17 protein-coding genes are annotated in these 18,682 nt (G+C 68.0%); 7 read left to right on the forward strand and 10 right to left on the reverse strand.

Annotated features, from left to right (window positions below; genetic code table 11):
* The first annotated feature begins 13 nt into the window (after positions 1-13).
* Together QM708_RS07855 and QM708_RS07860 are read left to right on the forward strand one after the other, a co-directional pair.
* Complete coding sequence (locus QM708_RS07855; protein ID WP_415106382.1) at positions 14-1,213, forward strand: allantoate amidohydrolase; 1,200 nt, start codon at positions 14-16, stop codon at positions 1,211-1,213.
* Positions 1,210-2,505: a formimidoylglutamate deiminase gene (locus QM708_RS07860; protein ID WP_415106385.1), complete on the forward strand. Its 1,296-nt coding sequence runs from the start codon at positions 1,210-1,212 to the stop codon at positions 2,503-2,505. The genes QM708_RS07855 and QM708_RS07860 overlap by 4 nt, the downstream gene beginning before the upstream one ends.
* Before the next feature lie 60 nt (positions 2,506-2,565).
* Here the strand turns inward: QM708_RS07860 and QM708_RS07865 are convergent, their stop codons facing one another.
* On the reverse strand, positions 2,566-4,563 hold the full coding sequence (locus QM708_RS07865) for a M3 family metallopeptidase (protein ID WP_415106388.1): 1,998 nt from the start codon (positions 4,561-4,563) through the stop codon (positions 2,566-2,568).
* A 95-nt stretch (positions 4,564-4,658) separates the two neighbouring features.
* On the opposite strand from QM708_RS07865, the gene QM708_RS07870 reads away from it, so the two are divergent.
* Positions 4,659-4,916 carry a type II toxin-antitoxin system Phd/YefM family antitoxin gene (locus tag QM708_RS07870; RefSeq protein WP_415106391.1) on the forward strand — a complete coding sequence of 86 codons (258 nt, stop codon included), beginning with the start codon at positions 4,659-4,661 and terminating at the stop codon, positions 4,914-4,916.
* Positions 4,916-5,311, forward strand: a complete 396-nt coding sequence (locus QM708_RS07875) for a type II toxin-antitoxin system VapC family toxin (protein ID WP_415106394.1) — start codon at positions 4,916-4,918, stop codon at positions 5,309-5,311. The genes QM708_RS07870 and QM708_RS07875 overlap by 1 nt, the downstream gene beginning before the upstream one ends.
* A 115-nt stretch (positions 5,312-5,426) precedes the next feature.
* Here QM708_RS07875 and QM708_RS07880 read toward each other — a convergent pair whose 3' ends face one another.
* Positions 5,427-7,175: a protein kinase domain-containing protein gene (locus QM708_RS07880; protein WP_415106397.1), complete on the reverse strand. Its 1,749-nt coding sequence runs from the start codon at positions 7,173-7,175 to the stop codon at positions 5,427-5,429.
* Positions 7,176-7,834: 659 nt separating this feature from the next.
* On the opposite strand from QM708_RS07880, the gene QM708_RS07885 reads away from it, so the two are divergent.
* Together QM708_RS07885 and QM708_RS07890 are read left to right on the forward strand one after the other, a co-directional pair.
* Entirely contained in the window at positions 7,835-8,611 is a 777-nt protein-coding gene (locus tag QM708_RS07885; protein ID WP_415106400.1) for an SIR2 family NAD-dependent protein deacylase, read from the forward strand.
* Positions 8,612-9,424 (forward strand): DNA-formamidopyrimidine glycosylase family protein, encoded by an 813-nt coding sequence (locus QM708_RS07890; protein ID WP_415106403.1) that lies wholly within the window; start codon positions 8,612-8,614, stop codon positions 9,422-9,424.
* Positions 9,425-9,426: 2 nt separating this feature from the next.
* Here QM708_RS07890 and QM708_RS07895 read toward each other — a convergent pair whose 3' ends face one another.
* On the reverse strand, positions 9,427-9,972 hold the full coding sequence (locus tag QM708_RS07895; protein WP_415106406.1) for a lysostaphin resistance A-like protein: 546 nt from the start codon (positions 9,970-9,972) through the stop codon (positions 9,427-9,429).
* Between the two features lie 782 nt (positions 9,973-10,754).
* On the opposite strand from QM708_RS07895, the gene QM708_RS07900 reads away from it, so the two are divergent.
* Positions 10,755-11,318, forward strand: a complete 564-nt coding sequence (locus QM708_RS07900) for a hypothetical protein (protein ID WP_415106409.1) — start codon at positions 10,755-10,757, stop codon at positions 11,316-11,318.
* Positions 11,319-11,882: 564 nt separating this feature from the next.
* Here the strand turns inward: QM708_RS07900 and QM708_RS07905 are convergent.
* The 7 genes from QM708_RS07905 to QM708_RS07935 all read right to left on the reverse strand — a co-directional run bounded on the left by QM708_RS07905 (position 11,883) and on the right by QM708_RS07935 (position 18,663).
* Positions 11,883-12,437: an RrF2 family transcriptional regulator gene (locus QM708_RS07905; RefSeq protein ID WP_415106412.1), complete on the reverse strand. Its 555-nt coding sequence runs from the start codon at positions 12,435-12,437 to the stop codon at positions 11,883-11,885.
* The gene (locus QM708_RS07910; RefSeq protein WP_415106415.1) at positions 12,434-13,621 is read right to left on the reverse strand and encodes an ATP-binding protein; all 1,188 of its coding nucleotides are present in this window, start codon (positions 13,619-13,621) and stop codon (positions 12,434-12,436) included. Before QM708_RS07910 ends, QM708_RS07905 begins: the two co-directional genes overlap by 4 nt.
* Positions 13,622-13,874: 253 nt before the next feature.
* On the reverse strand, positions 13,875-14,879 hold the full coding sequence (locus tag QM708_RS07915; RefSeq protein WP_415106417.1) for a sulfate/molybdate ABC transporter ATP-binding protein: 1,005 nt from the start codon (positions 14,877-14,879) through the stop codon (positions 13,875-13,877).
* Positions 14,876-15,739, reverse strand: coding sequence for a sulfate ABC transporter permease subunit CysW (cysW, locus tag QM708_RS07920; RefSeq protein ID WP_415106420.1), 864 nt, complete (start codon positions 15,737-15,739; stop codon positions 14,876-14,878). The genes QM708_RS07915 and cysW overlap by 4 nt, the downstream gene beginning before the upstream one ends.
* A complete protein-coding gene (cysT, locus tag QM708_RS07925) occupies positions 15,736-16,614 on the reverse strand; it encodes a sulfate ABC transporter permease subunit CysT (protein WP_415106423.1) in 879 nt (292 codons plus the stop codon). The genes cysW and cysT overlap by 4 nt, the downstream gene beginning before the upstream one ends.
* Positions 16,611-17,648, reverse strand: coding sequence for a sulfate ABC transporter substrate-binding protein (locus QM708_RS07930; RefSeq protein WP_415106426.1), 1,038 nt, complete (start codon positions 17,646-17,648; stop codon positions 16,611-16,613). Before QM708_RS07930 ends, cysT begins: the two co-directional genes overlap by 4 nt.
* A 454-nt stretch (positions 17,649-18,102) precedes the next feature.
* Positions 18,103-18,663 carry a TetR/AcrR family transcriptional regulator gene (locus tag QM708_RS07935; protein ID WP_415106429.1) on the reverse strand — a complete coding sequence of 187 codons (561 nt, stop codon included), beginning with the start codon at positions 18,661-18,663 and terminating at the stop codon, positions 18,103-18,105.
* Positions 18,664-18,682: the final 19 nt, after the last annotated feature.

The raw sequence follows: 18,682 nt of genomic DNA on the forward strand, positions 1-18,682 counted from the left end.
GAAAGAGCGAATCATGAGCGTGACGGGACTACTCGCGGATATTCAGCAGATCGGGCGCGATGCCACCTCGGGCGGCTATTGCCGGCCGGTGTTCTCGACGGCGGAGATGGATCTGCGCGCGTGGTTCCTGGGTGAGGCGGACCGGCGCGGTCTCGACGTCGAGATCGACCGCAACGGCATCATCTGGGCCTGGTGGGGTGCACCTGGGCCCGGTTCGGTGGTCACCGGCAGCCACCTCGATTCGGTGCCTGGCGGGGGCGCCTTCGACGGCCCGCTGGGCGTGGCGGCCGCGCTGGCGGCGGTCGACGTGCTGCGCGCCGACGGCTTCACCCCGCAACGCTCGCTCGCAGTGGCGGTCTTTCCCGAAGAGGAGGGCTCGCGCTTCGGCATCGCCTGCCTCGGGTCACGGCTGATGACCGGCAAACTATCGGCCGACAAGGCACGATCGTTGACGGACGCCTCCGGCACCACGCTGGCCGAGGTGTTCGCGGCCGGCGGCGTCGACCCGCGCCATCTCGGGCGGGATGAGGACGCCCTCGCCCGGGTGGGCCACTACGTCGAGTTGCACATCGAGCAGGGCCGCGGGCTGATCGATCTGGGCCGGCCGATCGCCGTCGGCAGCACCATCCTCGGGCACGGACGCTGGCGCGCGACCGTCCGCGGCCAGGGCAATCACGCCGGGACGACGCTGATGGCCGACCGGCGCGACCCGCTGGTCGCCGCCGCACAGATGGTCGGCGCCGTCTCCTCGCTCGCCCGCGAGACCGACGACGCCCGCGCCACGGTCGGGCGCTTCGAGCCGGTCCCCGGCGGCACGAACGTGATCGCGTCCGAGGTTCGTTTCTGGATCGACGCACGACACCCGGACGACGCCGTCACGCTCGCGCTCGTGGAACGATTCCGGAGCGCGTTCGAGGCGATCGCGTCCGCGCACGGCTGCACCGTCGAGGTGCGCGAGGAGTCGTGGAGCGCGGGCGTCGACTTCGATCCCGGGCTGGCCGCGCGCTTGTCGGCGGCGTTGGATGACGCGCCGCTGCTCTACACGGGCGCCGGGCACGACGCCGGGATTCTCGCCGAGTTCGTGCCGAGCGGCATGCTGTTCACCCGGAACCCGACCGGTATCTCGCATTCGCCCGAGGAGTACGCCGAGGACGCCGACGCCGACCATTCGGCGTTCGCGCTGGCCCAGGCCTTGCGGGGACTGCTGTCGTGACCGTGTTCTGGGCGCCGAGCGCGTGGGTGGACGGCCGGATCACCGAGCGGGTGCGGATCGGCGTGGATGATTCCGGCCGGATCACCGCGATCGAATCCGGCGTCGTGGCCGCGGCGGACGACGTCGCGGTGCCGGGGGTGCTCTTTCCGGGCGCGGTGAACGCCCATTCGCATGCCTTTCACCGTTTGCTGCGCGGGCGCACCCACGGCGACGGCGGCAGTTTCTGGACCTGGCGCGAGCTGATGTACCAGGAGGCGACCCGGCTGACCCCGGAGTCGTACGAACGCGTCGCCACGACGGTTTTTGCGGAGATGGTGGCGACCGGGTGGACGTCGGTGGCCGAATTCCACTACGTGCATCACACCCTGGACGGGTCGCCGTACCCGGAGCCGCACGCGATGGAACTCGCGTTGGCGCGGGCCGCACGGACGGCCGGCATCCGCCTCACCCTGCTGGACACCTGCTACTTGTCGAGCGGATTCGGCGCCCCGCCGCAGCCCGAGCAGACCCGGTTCAGTGACGGTTCAGCTGAGCGCTGGCTGGACCGTCTGGAATCGCTGCGCACCGCGGTGGCCGAGCAGTTCTCAGCCGACGAGGTGGCGGTCGGTGCGGCGATCCACTCGGTGCGCGCGGTCCCCGTCCGCGACCTGGAGGTGATCGCCGCCCGGATCGATCCCACCATCCCGCTGCACGTGCATCTCTCCGAGCAGCCCGCCGAAAACGCCGCCTGCCTCGCCGAGACCGGCCGGACGCCCACCGGCCTGTTGGCCGACCTCGACCTGCTGAGCCCGCGGCTGGCGGCCGTCCACGCCACCCACCTGACCGGCGACGACATCGCCCAACTCGGCGCGGCCGGCTGCACGATCGTGATGTGTCCCACCACCGAGGCGGACCTCGGCGACGGCATCGGCCCCGCCCGCGCCCTGCACGACGCCGGCGCGAGGATCGCGCTCGGCACCGACCAGCACGCCGTCATCGACCCCCTGCTAGAGGCCCGCGCCCTCGAACACGGCGAGCGCTTGGCCTCCGGCGAACGAGGACGCTTCTCCCCCGCCCAACTCGTCGCCGCGATGAGCCACGGCGGCGCATCCAGCACCGGACGCGACGTCGGCGACCTCCACGTCGGCGCGTTCGCCGACTTCTTCACCCTCGACCCCAGCACGATCCGGACCCGCGGCAGCGCCCCCGATCAACTCATCCTGTCCGCGACATCCCCCGACATCACCGCAGTGTTCGTGGGTGGCCGTGAGGTAGCTCCGCCCTCACGCGCCACCGCGGCACACTCACGCTGATCTGCGCCGAGCCCGTTCGTCGCGCCCCGGCGCAGGATCCAGCTCTGGGTGTCGCGGCGCTCAGATGGTGAGGCCGAGCCGCTCCAGCAATGGGCCGACCTCGGGATCGCGTCCGCGGAACGACCGGTAGGTCTCGCTCGGGTCGACCGAACTGCCCGGGGCGAGCAGCGTCCGGCGGAACCAGTCGCCGTTCACGCGGGTGCCGCCGCCGTTCGCCTCGAACCAGGCCACCGCGTCGGCGTCCATCACCTGCGACCAGGTGTAGCCGTAGTAGCCGGCCGCGTACGCGTTCGCCCAGATGTGCGCGAAGTAGGCCGACCGGTAGCGCGGCGGCACCAGATCAGACACCACACCCCACCGTTCCAGGGCGCGGCGCTCGAACTCCTCGACCTCGTCGGGTGAAGTGGGCAGTTCATCGAGGGACGCCTGGTGCCAGGCCTGGTCGAGCAGGGTCGCGGCGATCATCTCCAGGGTGTCGAAGCCGCGGCCGAAGGCGGAGGCGTCCGTCAGCTTGGCCAGCAGATCGGCCGGCAGCACCCGTCCTGGCTGCCAGGCCCAGTACTCGTTGACCTGGCTGGGGAACTCGACGAAGTCGCGCGGCGCCGACGCCGGCCCCGACCGCGAGCCGTAGCGGCTGTCGGCGAACAGCCCGTGCAGGGCATGGCCGAACTCGTGGAACATGGTGATGACGCCGTCCCAGGTCATCGTTTCTTGGCCGCGGGTGTAGTTGCAGTTGTTGGTGACCACCGGCAGCTGCCGGGTGAGGTGGTTCTGCGACACCACCGAGGTCATCCAGGCACCGCCCTCCTTGGTGGGGCGCGCCCAGAAATCCATCAGGAACAGGCCCAGCGGGACGCCGTCCTCGTCGCGGATCTCGTACACCTCGGCGTCCGCGGTGTGCCCGGCCAGGTCGTGGCGGCGGGTGAAGGTGATGCCGTACAGGTCGTGCGCGGCGGCATAGGTCGCCTCGAGGACGTCGGCGATCCTCAGGTGCGGTTCGACGTCGGCGTCGCTGAACGCGAACGTCTCGGCGCGGACGATCTCGGACACATACGCCCAATCCCACGGCTCGAACGTTTCACCGGGAGCGAGTTCGGCGAAACGGGCAGCCAAGGTTTCGGCCTCAGCGGACGCCTTCGCGTGCGCCGCCTTGCCGAGCGGCCCCATCAGGGCGTTCACGGCGTCCGTCGTCTTGGCGCAGCCCGCCTCGACGACGAACGCGGCATGATGCGGATAGCCGAGCAGCTGGGCCCGCTCGGCGCGCGCCCGGGCGATCTCGACGATCAGCGCACGAGTGTCGTGCTCGCCGGCCAGCCCCCGCGAGACGGACGCCTCGTACAGCCTGCGCCGCAACGGCCGGTGGTTCAGTTTGGCCATCAGGAACTGCTGCGTCGTGTTGATCAGCTCGATGCGCCAGCTGCCATCATCCGTAGCCAGCGCGTCGATCTCGGCGTCGGTGAGCCCGTCGAGTTCGGTGCGGTCGGTGACGATGATCGCGCCGGAGACCCGTCCGTCACGGTTGGCTTTCGAGAACGCCGCACCGAGTTCGGCCAGGCGAGTGTTCAGTGCGCGCAACCCGTCCCGGTCTTCGGGGTCGAGGGCGACGCCGGCGCGGGTGAACGAGCGCAGCGTCTCCTCCAGCATCCAGGAGTCCTCGGCATCGAGGCTGACTTCGCCCGTCTTCACCCGCGCATCCAGGGCGCGGACGCGGGCGTACAGGCGTTCGTCCATCCAGATGGCGTCCCCGTGCTGGGACATCCTGGGCGCGAACTCGGACGCGATGGCGTCCAACTCATCATTGCTGTCAGCCCAGCGCACGGTGAAGAAGGTGTCCCATGCGCGATTCAGCAACTCGCCGGACCGTTCCCAGGCATGCAGCACATTCTCGACCGTGGGCGGTTCGGGGTCGGACGCCAGCGCGTCCAGCGCCTGGAGTTGCTCGGTCATCCCCGCCTCGATCGCCTCGCGATAGTGCGCAGGCGTCAGGTTCACGAAGTCGGGCAACTGGAACGGCAAAACCGAGCGCTCGGCGAGCGGATTCGATGCGGACAAGCTCATGACGTCAACTTATCCCCTGCCTCATGCCTGAGGATCACCCAAACCTGGCATCCATTTCAACTAACCAACTAGTCTGTTGGTTGAAGGGAGTCGCCATGTCAGTGCAGCGTGAAGTCGGCTTGTTCGACGCCAAGACGCATCTGTCCGAGCTGGTCCAGCAGGTGGAAGCCGGCGCGAGCGTGACCATCACGCGCCGGGGCGTCCCGGCGGCGCGGCTGGTGCCGGTGGTGAAGGCTCCCGGCCGGGCGAGGGCCGCCCGGCGCCTCTCGGCTCTCGGTGCGCGGCTTCGGCGCGACGCCGGCGGCATCACCGTCGACGAGTTGAACCAGTGGCGGGCGCAGGGACGGCGCTGATGCTGGTGGTCGACTCATCGCTGCTGTTGTCGTCGCTGCTCCCCGACGAGGCCGGGCCCGACCTGGAGGAGTTGTTCGACTCCTACGACGAAGTGACCGCACCCTGGCTGTTGTGGGTCGAGTTGCGCAACATCCTGCTCGTCGCCGAACGACGCGGACGCCTCCCGGCCGGGTCGGCCGAAGAGATCCTCGAAGTCATCGACGAACTCGGGATCGCACTCGACCAGACGCCCCGGTCCGCCTCGGTGATGCGACTGGCCCGACGACATGACTTGTCTGCCTACGACGCCCTCTACCTCGAACTGGCTCTCCATCGCGACGCCACATTGGCGACGCTCGACCAGCGCCTCCAGAAAGCGGCCGCCGCCGAAGGCGTCCGGCTTGCAGTCGGCTGACATCCGGCGCCGATAACGCCCCTGTCCCGCGGCCACCATCAGGAGGCACGTCGTCTGCTCAACGCGCCCACCCGGGCGTCCGCCTCGATTCGGGCGCGGTCGACAATCGGAGCGGCTAGATCGTCTGCTCGACCGCGCTCAGCGCCACCGAGAGGACGCGCGCCTCGATGTCGGAGAGTTCGCCCTTGTCGGCGTGCTTGTCCACCTTGGTGCGGAAGTTCTTCAGCGCCGTCTTGGGGCTCTTGCCCGCGCGCAGATCGTCGGAGGTGGTGGCCCAGCGATCCTTGAGTGCCTTCGTCATGGTGCGCGCTTCCGGCGTGTCGGTGGGCAGGCTCGACAGGGCGGCGTCCACCCCGGCGATAGCGGCCAGCAGGGCGAGATCGTCCACGCTCGGCAGTCCGGGCAGCCCGAGTGTGCGCTCGCTGCCGTCGGTGAGAAGGCTGCCGCCGACCCCGAAGGGCAGCCTCGGTAGCGGAACCGCGCGGATCACATTGCTGCCCACCGCCCACGACAGGCTGAACAGCAGCATCGCGCCGATCAGGACGCCGAGGCGTCCGAACAGCGCCCGGAACAAGTGGGCATCGGGCGCGGGAACCTCGCGGCCAGGATCGGCGGGCGCATCCGCACGTCGCGCACTCGGAAGAACGGGGCCACCGGCGCCCTGCCCCGTCACCGCAGGCTGGATCAGGGTCGCAGCAGGCTGAATGAGCGTCGGAGCCGGCTGACCGGGCGCCCCCGACTGCGCCGCAGCCGCAGGCTGCACGACGGTCGGCGACGACGCGCCCACCGCCTGCTCCATCGCGGTCGGCGCAGGCACCCCCGGCGGAACCCACGAAGCCGAGCGCGGCGGCGCCTGCGCCGCGACGGACGCCGCGGCGGCCACCCCCATCGCGGCTGCGGCGGGCAGCACACCGGGTTGCACCGAGGCCGACGCCAAGGGCGCGGCCGGGTTGACCGCGACGGCGGGGAAAACCGTCGTCGTCGCGGCGGACGGATTCTCTTCGAGATGAGCGAGCGCGGCGGCGACCAGGGACGCGGTGGGCCGAGCGGGGGCGTCCTTGGCCATCATCCGGGTGACCAGATCGTCCAGGGCGACCGAGATACCGGGAACCCGGGAGCGCACCGAAGGGGCTGGCTCCGACAGGTGCCGGTTTGCCACCTGGAAGGCGTTGTCACCGCCATAAGGAGGCTCTCCGGTGAGCATGGACACCATCACGCCACCGAGCCCGTACACATCGGACGCCGGGCTCGCCCGGAATCCCTGCGCCTGCTCCGGCGACATGTACGCGGCCGTGCCGAGCGCGGTGGCGGGAGCGGTCAGGTTCGATTCGGCGTCCAAGGCGACCATGGCGATACCGAAGTCGAGCAGCTTCACCGAATCGCCGTCGACCATGATGTTGGCCGGCTTGAGGTCCCGGTGCACGATGCCGATGGCGTGCGTCGCGACCAGCGCCTCGGCGACCCGGCGTCCGATCCGCACCGCCTCGCCCTGGCGCATCTTGCCCCGGTCGCGCAGCAGATCGGCGACCGTGCAGCCGCCGAGCAACTCCATGACGAGGTAGGCCAGGCGTCCGTCGGTGCCGGAGTCGTAGATGGTGACGATGCCGGGATGGTTGAGTCCCGCGGTCGATACCGCCTCGCGGTTGAAGCGCTCGCCGAGCGTCTTGTCGGTTGTTTGGGAGAGGTCGACGATCTTGATCGCCACATCGCGGCGCAAGCGCTCGTCGGTCGCCCTGAACACGCGGGCCATCCCGCCACGGCCGAGCTGGACGCCCAGGCGGTAACGTCCGCCGATCAGGTGCCCCTCGCGCATCGCCCACTCCTCGGTCACGTCCGCGAGCACACTGCCGCCGGACGCCTCCATGGTACGTGGGCCTCACGACGAGGTCGTCCCCTTGTAGGGACGCCTCGTGCCGGTTCGCTCGACGGCCCGGCCATCACGCCACACCTCATTCCACGCTGGCAACTCGCCCACCAATGACCCAACCAGGCCGCCCTCATGCCAGAACCCCATCCCGCGGTCAGCTCACGGGGTGTTCGCCCCGGCATTCCCTCACCCACCCTCACGCGCACGAAATGCACCGTTGCCTACGAAATTTCGTGCGCAACGGTGCAGATCGTGCGCGCGGGCGGACGCCCCACCCCGATGTAGACGGAGGACCAGCCCGAAACTTCTCATGTCGCTCTGACGCGACACCCAGCAGTCCTCCGGCCGCGGATATGAGAACTTTCGGGTCGATACTCCAACCCGAAAGTTCTCACCTGCCATCGGCGCCGCCGAGAGCGGATCGCAGACGAAGCCCACGGCGTCCGCGAGAGCCGGCAACGAGCCGGATCGTTCTCCAAGGCGCTCACGCGCTCGTTGGCGACTAAGCCCACAACGTCCGCGAGAGCCGGCAACGAGGACTGATGGACTCATGAGCGGGAACGACCGATGACCTCGCCACGATCCAGCACCGCGGTGTCGCCGTCTCGTCGACGCAGGACTCCGAAGTGTCGGCGGGGTCTGGCACCATCAAGGTCATGAGCGATTTCGATCGTGCCCGGGATCTCATCGCCGGCTCGTCACGCATCCTCGCGCTGACCGGGGCGGGGTTGTCGACGGCGTCGGGGATCCCCGATTTCCGGGGCCCGCAGGGGCGTTGGACGAAGGATCCGGACGCCGAGAAGATCAGCACGCTGTCGTACTACCTCTACGACGAGGACATTCGCCGCAAGGCGTGGCAGGCCCGCGCCCATTCGGCGCACTGGACGGCCGAGCCCAATCCGGGCCACCAAGCGCTGGTCGATCTCGAGCGAGCGGGCAAGCTCGCGGGCATCGTCACCCAGAACACCGATGGTCTGCATCTGCTCGCCGGCACCGCGCCGGAACTGCTGCACGAGATCCACGGCAGCGCCCGCACCTGGCGTTGCGAGGACTGCGGCCAGACCGGCCCGATGACCGACATGGTCGCGCGGGTGCATGCCGGCGATGACGATCCGCGCTGCCCGCATTGCGACGGGATCACCCGGGCGACGGTGATCCTGTTCGAGGAGATGCTCGACCAGGATGTCCTGAACGCGAGCGTCCACCTGGCCGAGACGGCCGATCTGGTGATCGCGATCGGCACCACCTTGACCGTCCATCCGGTCGCCGGCCTGGTGCCGTACGCGTTCGGGCATTCGGCGCACGTGGTGATCGTCAACGCCCAGGAAACCCCTTATGACTACCTGGCGGACGCGACCCTACGCGACCCGATCGAGGACGTCCTGCCCCGCCTGGTGGGTTCGGCATTGAACACGGACGCCGGGGAGCGCTGAGTGCCCGAGGGGGATGCCGTCTGGCGCGCCGCCCGCCGGCTGCATCAGGCGTTCACCGGGCAGGTGCTCATCCGCACCGATTTCCGCTGGCCGAGCCTGGCCACCACGACCCTGGTCGGCGCGCGGACGCTGGAGGTGATCCCGCGCGGCAAGCACATGCTGCACCGCGTCGAGGTGAGCGGACGCGGCACGCTCGACGGCGCCTGGACGATTCATAGTCATTTCCGGATGGACGGTACCTGGCGGCATTCGGCGACCACCCACCCGCCGGGCGCATTCCGGACGCCGACCGTCCGCGCCGTCCTGGCCACCGCCGAGCGCACCGCGGTCGGCGACACGCTCGGCATGCTCGACGTGGTGCGCACCGCTGACGAACATCTGCTGGTGGGTCATCTCGGCCCGGACGTCCTCGGGCGCGATTGGGATGCCGCCCGTGCCGCCGCCCATCTCGCCACGGCGTCCGGCACCATCGGCGCAGCCCTGCTCGACCAGCGCAACCTGGCCGGACTAGGCACGATCTGGACCGCAGAATCCCTGTTCGCGCAGCGGATCAGCCCATGGCGTCCAGCGTCCGACCTCACCGCGGACGAACTCGTGGCACTCGCCGTCCGCGCCCAGAAACTGATCGCGGGCAGCCTGCGCTACCCGCTCTCGACCAGCACCGGCGACACCCGCCGCGGACGCGAGACCTACGTCTACCGCCGACTCCGCCAGCCGTGCCGCCGCTGCGGCACCCCGGTGTCGGCGGGCATGGTCGGTACCCCGCCCCAAGACCGCAACCTGTTCTACTGCCCCACCTGCCAGGCTCACTGAGTTCAGGCCGCGAGGAGTCCAGCGGCGATGTTGGCGAGCGCGTGGACGGCGGCGCCGGGCACGAAGGTGTCGGTCTTGTGGCGCAACCAACCGAGCAGCCAGCCGGCCGCGAACTGCACGGGAAGGATCGGCCACATCCGGGCGTCCACCAGCAACAGCGGCAGATGCGGGATGAGGAACAGCAGGGCTTGAAGAGGGTTTCCCCAGCCGAAGCCAAGGCGCCGCACCAGGACGCCGCCGAGCAACCCGCGGAAGAACACTTCCTCACCGGCCGCCCGCAACACGACTCCGACCGCGGCTCCGACAGACGTCATCCGGGCGATCGCGACACCGGGCATCTCCAGCACGTCGGACGGCACCAGGACGATGGCGAGCCACCCCGCCAGCAACAAGGGGAGCAGCAACAACAGCGCCCATCCATAGGCGGACGGCGCACCCCACGACACCCCCGCGCGTTCCATCACCGCACGCGGCGTCCGGTGCGGTCCGCGGGACTGCACGATCACATAGATGAAGGTCGGCACACAGAGCAGGACGAACTCGACCATCCTTCAGCCTATCCATGCCTATGGCGACAACGTGCGGCTCGCACCACACACCGATCCCGCCTGCGATCGATTCCAACCTGGAGGCCGACTATCCCAGATGGGAGCTGTGTACCAGCCGCCCGGATCACCTCGGTGACGACTCTATCCGCGGCTCACTCCAGCCACCGGATCTACGCAACACGATCCGATCAAGCTCACACAGAATCGCCACCTTCACCACAACCTCAGACATGTAACTAGATCGCCGCGTTCTGCGTGGCGCCGAAGCCGGCCAATGCCGGTCGATCCAAGCACGCTTCGCCGTACGCGGCACGCAACACCTATATACACGAACGCTTCCCACACCTCGACGAGCTACTAGCGATCCCAGCGCTGGGGCGGCACGGGCGCCTCACACACCCGCGAAGCCCTCAACCCCCACCATGGGCCACTGGATCCCACATGTAGTAGACAAGTCCGCAAGACGGCACCACAGGTAGTAGGCGACGGGCGAAGTCGCACCCTCATGTCCCACCAACACTAGGAATACCTCTTGACACATACACTACCCACACCCGGCGCAGGCCACCTCGGGCAAGACCAGACTCCTGAACGATGCGAGAGCGAAAGTCCTTCTTGACTTGGTCAAATGACCATACTTCAGCATGTCCTATAGCATAGACCCTTCAGTTTCGCAATCGCTGCGTATGGTGCGGAGCGCCATGGCTGTGGACACACCTGTGGACAACCCGTTCAGCTACGCTGTATTGACTTCCCGTACGGGACTCATACATACTTGATGCATGACCGATTCGCTTACCGAGTTTGCCGCTGCGCTCCGCGCGGCCGAGCTACGTCTCGCACGCGCTCGCGAACGTCTAGCTCTTCTACAGCATCAGATTGCTTCCGCGACCGAGGAGATTGAAAAGTTCCAGATTGCGGTGCAAGCGCTCCGTCCGTTGGTGCCCGGAGCTCGTTCGGATTTCGCCCCCGCTCAGCGCAGCACAGCTATAGAAAATTCCTCGACCAACCGGACAGAGAGTGTCCATGGCTCTGGATCGTTGTCCTCCTCCAGCCGTCGCTGGCAGCAGAGCCACGAGATCGCTGCACTCTTGAGGATGCATCCAGATGGCCTAACCCGCGAGGAACTTGAGGGATTCCTGCTCGAACATCCGATGGCGGTCGGCTGGAATGACAAGCAAAACGCCGCGAATACCGCGGTCTGGCGTGCAGCTAGGCGCGGAATAATCGAACAAAAGAACGGTCGGTACGTGGCTGTTGAATCTACGGCGAATGAGCAGACCGAACTAGAGATCACTCCGTCTCCGGAAAACCGTGGCGGAGGTGATTCGAGTGACGAAAAGTGACGCGAAGGGCCTCTAGTGGTTGCCGCGCGTACCTTCGCCATGACCCCGGCTAGTACGGGAGCGGCAACTCCCGGCTAGTCGCAGCCCGGTTGCGGGTGATCGTCCTGAGAGGGGACGACTACGCAAGATCTGTTCTGTTGGATCGAGCGTACCCTGAACGTCGCTAACGCGACAAGGGAACTCTCCGCGGGAGGGCGAGGCCTGAATGGCCCCGCCCTCCCGTGATTTGGTGTTCAAAGCGCTTCCCCCGGCAGTGCAGCGGGCGCCCATTGAAGCGGCTCACCCATCTCAATGCACATCCGAGAAGGACAACGGTCCACGAGAGCATCAATGGGAGCGATTGTCCTCCCGGAGACGGCACTCTGGTGATCAGGAGGTCCGATCGAGGACCACTCGATGCGGGAATCGTTCGCGCCGAACGATGCTCGGCACGAGCCGCCTTCACCTCCGAAATGGCGATCTCCATCGCCTCATCATCACTTGCTGCGGTGTTCTGACGCCCTCGATCAAGGATGCTCTTCAGAGCCGAAGCGTCATCCCTACGGCGTCCACTCGTGTCCATGATCAGCGGTTCTGCCAGGCGTCCGGAACGTCGGCCAGCGCACGGACGGCGTCCGGAATCTCGCCTGTGCGCAACTGCTCCAGCGATGTTCCGTCCAGGACCTGCCGCAGGCTTGAGCGCACCGCCACCCACAACACTGGCAGGTGCCGGGCGACGCCGTCGTAGGTGACGTCTTGCGGACGCCGTCCGCGCACTTCGGCGAGCGGGCCGTCCACGGCGCGGAAGATCGCGCCGATCGGGATGTCGGTGGCGGGACGGCCCAGGTGGTAGCCGCCCCGCGCTCCCTTGGTGCTCACCACCAGGCCTGCGCGGCGCAGGTCGGCCAGGATCGCTTCCAAGAACCGGCGCGGCAGTCCTTGGGCTTCGGCGAGGGCGTCCACCGAGGTCGGCCCCACCTCACCGGTGCCCGCCGCACCGACGGCGATGGCCGCCTCCGCGGCGTCCGCCAGCTGCAACATCGCCCGGACTGCGTATTCCGTTTTCGCCGAGATCTCCACCTGCCCATTCTTGCCCCATCCGGCCGACGCGGCCACCTCCTGCGAGGCGGTCGCGATCAAGTCCAGAGCCGCTCGACAGGGAGAGTGTGGATGCGATCTTCTGCCTGATAGCCGATCTGGCCGAGATGAAACGCGATGCCTGCCACGAATGCCGTCCCAAGTCGGTCCCGCAGCTTCCTCAAGCCTGCGAGCTGCCTGCCGTCCACCCGTTCGCCTGCCTTGACCTCGATGCCGATCACGGCACCATCGTGGCGCTCCAGAACGAGGTCGACCTCATCATCGTCGCGGGTGCGCCAGTGACCAACAGAGACCAGCGAACTCATCCAGGAGGTCTGCCGAATCACCTCCTGTACGACGAACGACTCCAGCAGGTGTCCGAAGTCCGTCATCGACGACGGGTCAAGGCGTTGCAGCTTCGCACTGCTCAACCGCAGCAGATACGCGCCGATGCCGGAATCGATCACATGCACCTTCGGCGCCGACACGCTCCGCGATGACACCGTCGTGCCCCAGGCAGGCAACGTACCGATCAGGAACAGAGACTCCAGCAGTTCGACATAGCCGGTCGCAGTGTCTCGTGACGACTCCAGCCCCTGAGCGACCTTGCTCACGTTGAGCAGCCCAGCCGTTTGCCCGACGATCCGCGTGAGGACGTGGCGTAGATCAGCCTTGCGATGGATCCGGCGGATCTCTCCGGCATCCCGTTCCAACGACTGCCGTACGTGGCCCTGCAGCCAGCGGCTGCGCGCATCGGCATCGTTGGCGGAAATCGCGAGTGGCATGCCCCCGCGCATCACTCGGTCGACGTAGTCTGCGCGCGTCGTTCTCGCCGGCGCAGCCACATGGGTGATGTCCGACTCGAATGCTCGCTCGATCAAGCGATTGCCGCTGCCGTCGATCTCTGTCTGTGTGAGCGGCATGACCGAGAGTCGCTGAAGGCGTCCGGTGAGTGCCTGTGTGCCTCTCGGCAGGGAGTCGTAGCTCGCCGAACCGGCAAGAACGAACATGCCGGGGCGGGTGTCATGGTTGAGCCGAGCCTTGATCGCGTCAAGGAGCGAGGGCACACGCTGGTACTCATCGATGAGTACGGGAGAAGGGCTACTGACGAGCGCGGTTTCATTCTGCCGAGCGAGAAGCCGGAACTGCGCCTGGTCGAGATCGTAGATCACCTGCTCGCCCGAGGTAGCGAGTTCGCGGAGGAGCGTGGACTTGCCGACGCTCCTCGGCCCCTCCAACAGCAGCACTGGAGTCTCCTCGACGCGCTGCCTGAGCACAGGTGACAATCGGCGCGGGATAAGGTCATTCACACGCCAACCCTACCCAAAAGCCGCAATCAGCCGCCACGAAAATTCGGAATCAGCCGAAGCCTTTTCTCGGATCTAGCCGCAGGCTCGATGCGGAATCAGCCGCACCGGAGACCCCTGCCAAGCCAGGGTCAACCGCTCGGCGTCCGATCGCTCGGAGCCGGCACGGTTGACCCTGGCCTCGACGAGGGCCTCACCCGGCCAGCGCGGGGACATCCTGTGCGGACAGGGTGCGTGTCGGGTGCACCCAGACCGTGTCGCCCACGTTCAGGTCGAGTTCGGCGGCCTCGTCGCGGGTCAGTTGGGCGAAGAACGAATCGGCCTCGCCGGCACGGCGCAGTTCGACGCGCACCTCGAATCCGAGCCGGACCAGGCGGTCCACCTCGGCCTCGGTCACCGAGGTGCCGACGGCGTCCGCTTCGGCATGGGCGCGGGACGCGTCGCGTTCCAGGCGCAGGTCGTGCGGGCGGGCCAGTTCTTCGCCCAGCCGCGACACCGATCCGAGGAACGACATCACGAACGGGTTGGCCGGGCGATCGTACAGATCATCGGGGCTGCCGACCTGCTCGATGCGGCCGTGGTTGAGCACGGCGATCCGGTCGGCGACGTCGAGGGCTTCCTCCTGATCGTGGGTGACCAGCACGGTCGTCACATGAACCTCATCGTGCAAACGCCGTAGCCAGCGGCGCAGATCGTCGCGCACCTTGGCGTCCAGGGCACCGAACGGCTCGTCCAGCAGGAGCACCTGCGGGTCGACGGCCAGGGCGCGCGCCAACGCCATCCGCTGCCGCTGGCCACCCGAGAGCTGCGCGGGGTAGCGGTGCTGGAATCCGGCCAGCCCGACCACCTCGAGCAGTTCGTCGACCTTGCGCGCGATCTCGGCCTTGGGACGCCGCCGGATCGTCAGCCCGAAGGCGACGTTGTCGCGCACGGTCATGTGCTTGAACGCCGCGTAGTGCTGGAAGACGAACCCGATCCCGCGCTTTTGCGGCGGCAGCTGGCTCACGTCATTGCCGGCGATCACCACCGATCCGGCGTCCAGGGTTTCCAGTCCGGCGATGGCGCGCAGCAGGGTCGACTTGCCCGACCCGCTCGGGCCGAGCAGCGCGGTCAGGCTGCCGGAGGGGATGTCGAGGGAGACGTCGTCGAGGGCGGCGAACGTTCCGTAGTTCTTGAAGGCGTGGGTGACGCGGATCATGACGGGCTCCTGGTGGGTTCGAGGGTGGCGGGGGCGGCGGGGGTGGTGACCGGCTCGGCGGACGGCCGTTTGCGGTCGAGGACGGTCATCAACAGCAGGCTGACCAGGGCGATCAGCATCAGCAGGGTCGCGGCGGCGTAAGCGCCGTAGGTGTTGTGGTCGTCGATGTAGCGGGAATGGACGAGCAGGGTGAGCGTCTGCGAGACCCCCGGGAATCCCGAACTGACCATGATCACCGCACCGAACTCGCCCAGCGACCGGGCGATGGTCAGCACGACACCGTAGGTGAGTCCCCAGCGAATCGCCGGCAGGGTGATCCGCGAGAAGGTCTGCCAACCGGACGCCCCCAGCGTGGCCGCCGCCTGCTCCTGCTCGGTGCCGATCTCCCGCAGCACGGGTTCGACCTCGCGAACGACGAACGGCAAGGTCACGAACACGGTGGCGATCACCATGCCGGGCACGCTGAAGATCACCTTGATACCCAGCGATTCCAGCCCGCCGAACCAGCCGTGGGTGCCCCACAACATGATCAGCGCGACGCCGACGACGATCGGCGACACCGCGAACGGCAGGTCGACGATGCCCGACAGCAGCCGGCGTCCGGGGAAACGCCCCCGCACCAACGCCAGCGCCGTGACCACGCCGAAGATCACGTTCAGCGGCACCACGATCGCGACGATCAGCAGCGACAGGTTGAGCGCCGAGATGGCCGCCGGCGTCCGGATCGAGGCCCAGAAGGCGTCCAGGCCGGGCTCGAAGGTGCGCCACAGGATCGTCAGGATCGGGAAGGCGACCAGCACCGCGAGATAGACCAGAGCGAGGGTGCGCAGCGCGATCCTGGTCGGGGTCGAGAGGGTCATCGGACGGCCTCCTGCCGTTCATGCCCGCGGGCCGCGATGGCGCGCAGGACGAGCAAAGTGAGGAACGAGATCACCAGCAGCGCCACCGACACCGCGGCCGCGTTGACCGGGCGGTCGATCTCGATCTGCTGCTGGATGTACTGGGACGCCACCTGCGTCTGGCGAGGGATGTTGCCGCCGATCAGCACCACCGATCCGTACTCGCCGATCGCGCGGGCGAAGGCCAGCCCTCCCCCGGACAGGATCGCCGGGGCGAGCGCGGGCAGGATCACCCGGCGGAACGTCGTCCAGTTGCCGGCCCCCAGCGAGGCGGCGGCCTGCTCCACATCGGTGTCGAGTTCGATCAGCACCGGCTGCACCGAGCGCACCACGAACGGCAGCGTCACGAAGGCGAGCGCGAGCGCGACACCCCAGCGGGTGGCATTCAGCTCGACGCCGATCGGGCTGGACGGCCCGTACAGCGACAGCAGCACAATGCTCGCCACGATCGTCGGCAACGCGAACGGCAGATCGATCAGCGCGTCCACGAACCGCTTGCCGCGGAAGTCGTCCCGCACCAGCACCCAGGCGATCAACGTGCCGGTGACAACGTTCAGCACGGCGACGCCCGCCGAAATGAGCACGGTCGTACCGAGTGCCGACAGGGCGGCCGGCGCGGTGACGGCGTCCCAGAACCCGGCCCAGCCGTCCTCGAACGAGGCCACGGTGAGCGCGGCCAGCGGCAGCAGCACGATCAGGCTCAGCCAGAGCACCACCACGCCGAGGGTGACGCCTCCCCCGCGCACGGACGCCGCACGCACCACCCAGGCGGCCAGCCGGTTCCGGGGCGGTGGGGACGCCGGACGGGCGGGACGGTCGAGAACCGGGGCGCTCATGAGGTGGCCTTGTCGTAGATGACCGCGATCGAGCCGGTGTCCTTGGCGAACAGGGTCGAGTCGACCGTCTTCCAGCCGCCGAGGTCGTCGATCGTCCACAGTTGGGCGGGCTCGGGGAACTTGGCGGCGAACTCGGCCGCCACGCCGGCGTCCACCGGGCGGAAGCCCGCCTCGGCCCACAGCCGCTGCGCGGGCGCGGTGTAGAGGTAGTCGCGGAACGCGGTCGCCTTGGCGAGGTTGGCGCTCTTCGACAACACCGCGACCGGGTTCTCAATCTTGAACGTGGACGGCGGGGTGACGAAGTCGACCGGCTCCCCCTGCTCCTTAATGAACAGCGCCTCGTTCTCATAGCTGAGCAGCACGTCGCCGGTGCCCTGCAGGAAGGTCTCGGTCGCCTCCCGTCCCGACTTCGGCTGCACCTTGATGTGCTCGCCGACCAGCGCCTCGATGTAGGCCAGGCCCGCCTCGGGGTTCTTGCCGCCCTCGCTCTTGGTGGCGTACGGCGCGAGCAGATTCCACTTCGCCGAGCCGGACGAGAACGGGTTGGGTGTGACCACCTCGATGCCGGGCGCGAGCAGATCGTCCCAATCCTGGATGTTCTTCGGGTTGCCCTCGCGGACCACGATGCTCACCACCGAGCCGAACGGAATGCCCTGGTGCGGTCCGGCATCCCAGTCCGACGCCACCAGTCCGGCGTCCACCAGCCGGGTGATGTCGGGGGTGACCGAGAAGTTCACGAAATCAGCCTCGGCACCGGACGCGACCTTGCGCGACTGGTCGCCCGAGGCACCGTACGACTGCCGGAACTCGACGCCAGCCCCGTCGCTCGTGGCGTTGAACGCGGGAATCACCTTGTCGAAGCCCACTTTCGGAACGGCATAGGCGTACAGGTTGATCACCGATGACCCTCCGGCGGACGCCGCGCTCGGCGCACCGCCCACCACATCGTCGGAGCCGCCTCCGGTGCAGGCGGTCATCGCCAGGGCGACGGTGGCCGCGGTGGCCGCCAGGAAAGCTCTGCGGGTATAGGTCATCGGGAAGCTCCTTCGTAGGGGCCGGACGGTCCGGCGTGGGCCGGTCGGGACCGGATGAGATTTTGCCGGTATATCCGACCGGATTAACAGATATTTGGAGTGATGGACGCCTCATCGGCGTGAGCGGGACACCCGAAGGGGTTCGGCGGCCCGGCACACCGTTCCGGCATGAGCCGGTGGGGCAGTTCGAGGCCTGGGGCAAGGGGTCGCAACGCTCCCCGGGAAGGATTCAGACGAGTCCGGCCCACCCAGGAGCCCGGAGGTCTCGACGACCCACCAGGCTACGACCGGTGACGCGATCTCACAACGAGATCAACAACACGCCGGACACGACCAACACAGCTCGCGACGCCGGGCGTCCGCTGAGGTGTGCATCGTGTTCATGACGGGAAACCTAGCATCCGATAATCCCTACCGGCAAACGTGTCATTCTGCGGACGCCGCCCGGCCGGAATCAGGCGATGCCGTCGAGCAACGCCGTCGCCTCGGCCACGTAGGCGTCCGAATCGAAATCGGGGTCAAGGGTGGACTGGGCCAGGAACCCCATCGCCTGACCCAGCGTCACCCGGGCCACCGAGTCGACGCGCGCGGCGGCGTCCACCGCCCCACGGTCGACCAGCCAAGCCTCGATGTGCGCATACATGGCCTGCCGCGCGGCCTGGAACTGCGAGTGCAGGATCGTCCGCAGCGCCGGTTCGGTGGAGGATCCCGCCCACAGCTGCACGATGAGCGCCGACTCGACCGCGCCCGAGCGGACGGTGGTCACGATGGCACGGAAGATGTCAGGGGGGCCGAGCACGCTCCGCCCCTGCGCGAGCAACGCACTCTGCAGCGGATCCACCAGCCCCGCGCGCGCGACGGCGAGCACGATGTCGCCCTTGTTGGCGAAGTGGTGGTAGATCGTGCCGGCGGAGGTGTGCGATTCGGCGATGATCTCCGAAATGGACGCCGCGTGCACACCCTCGTCGCGGATCAGCCGCGTTGCCGCTGCGACAATCTCGTCTCGCTTGCTCACCGCCCCATTTCACACCATC

The sequence above is a fragment of the Propioniciclava sp. genome (assembly GCF_047602245.1).
In the GTDB taxonomy this organism is placed as follows: Bacteria; Actinomycetota; Actinomycetes; order Propionibacteriales; family Propionibacteriaceae; genus Propioniciclava.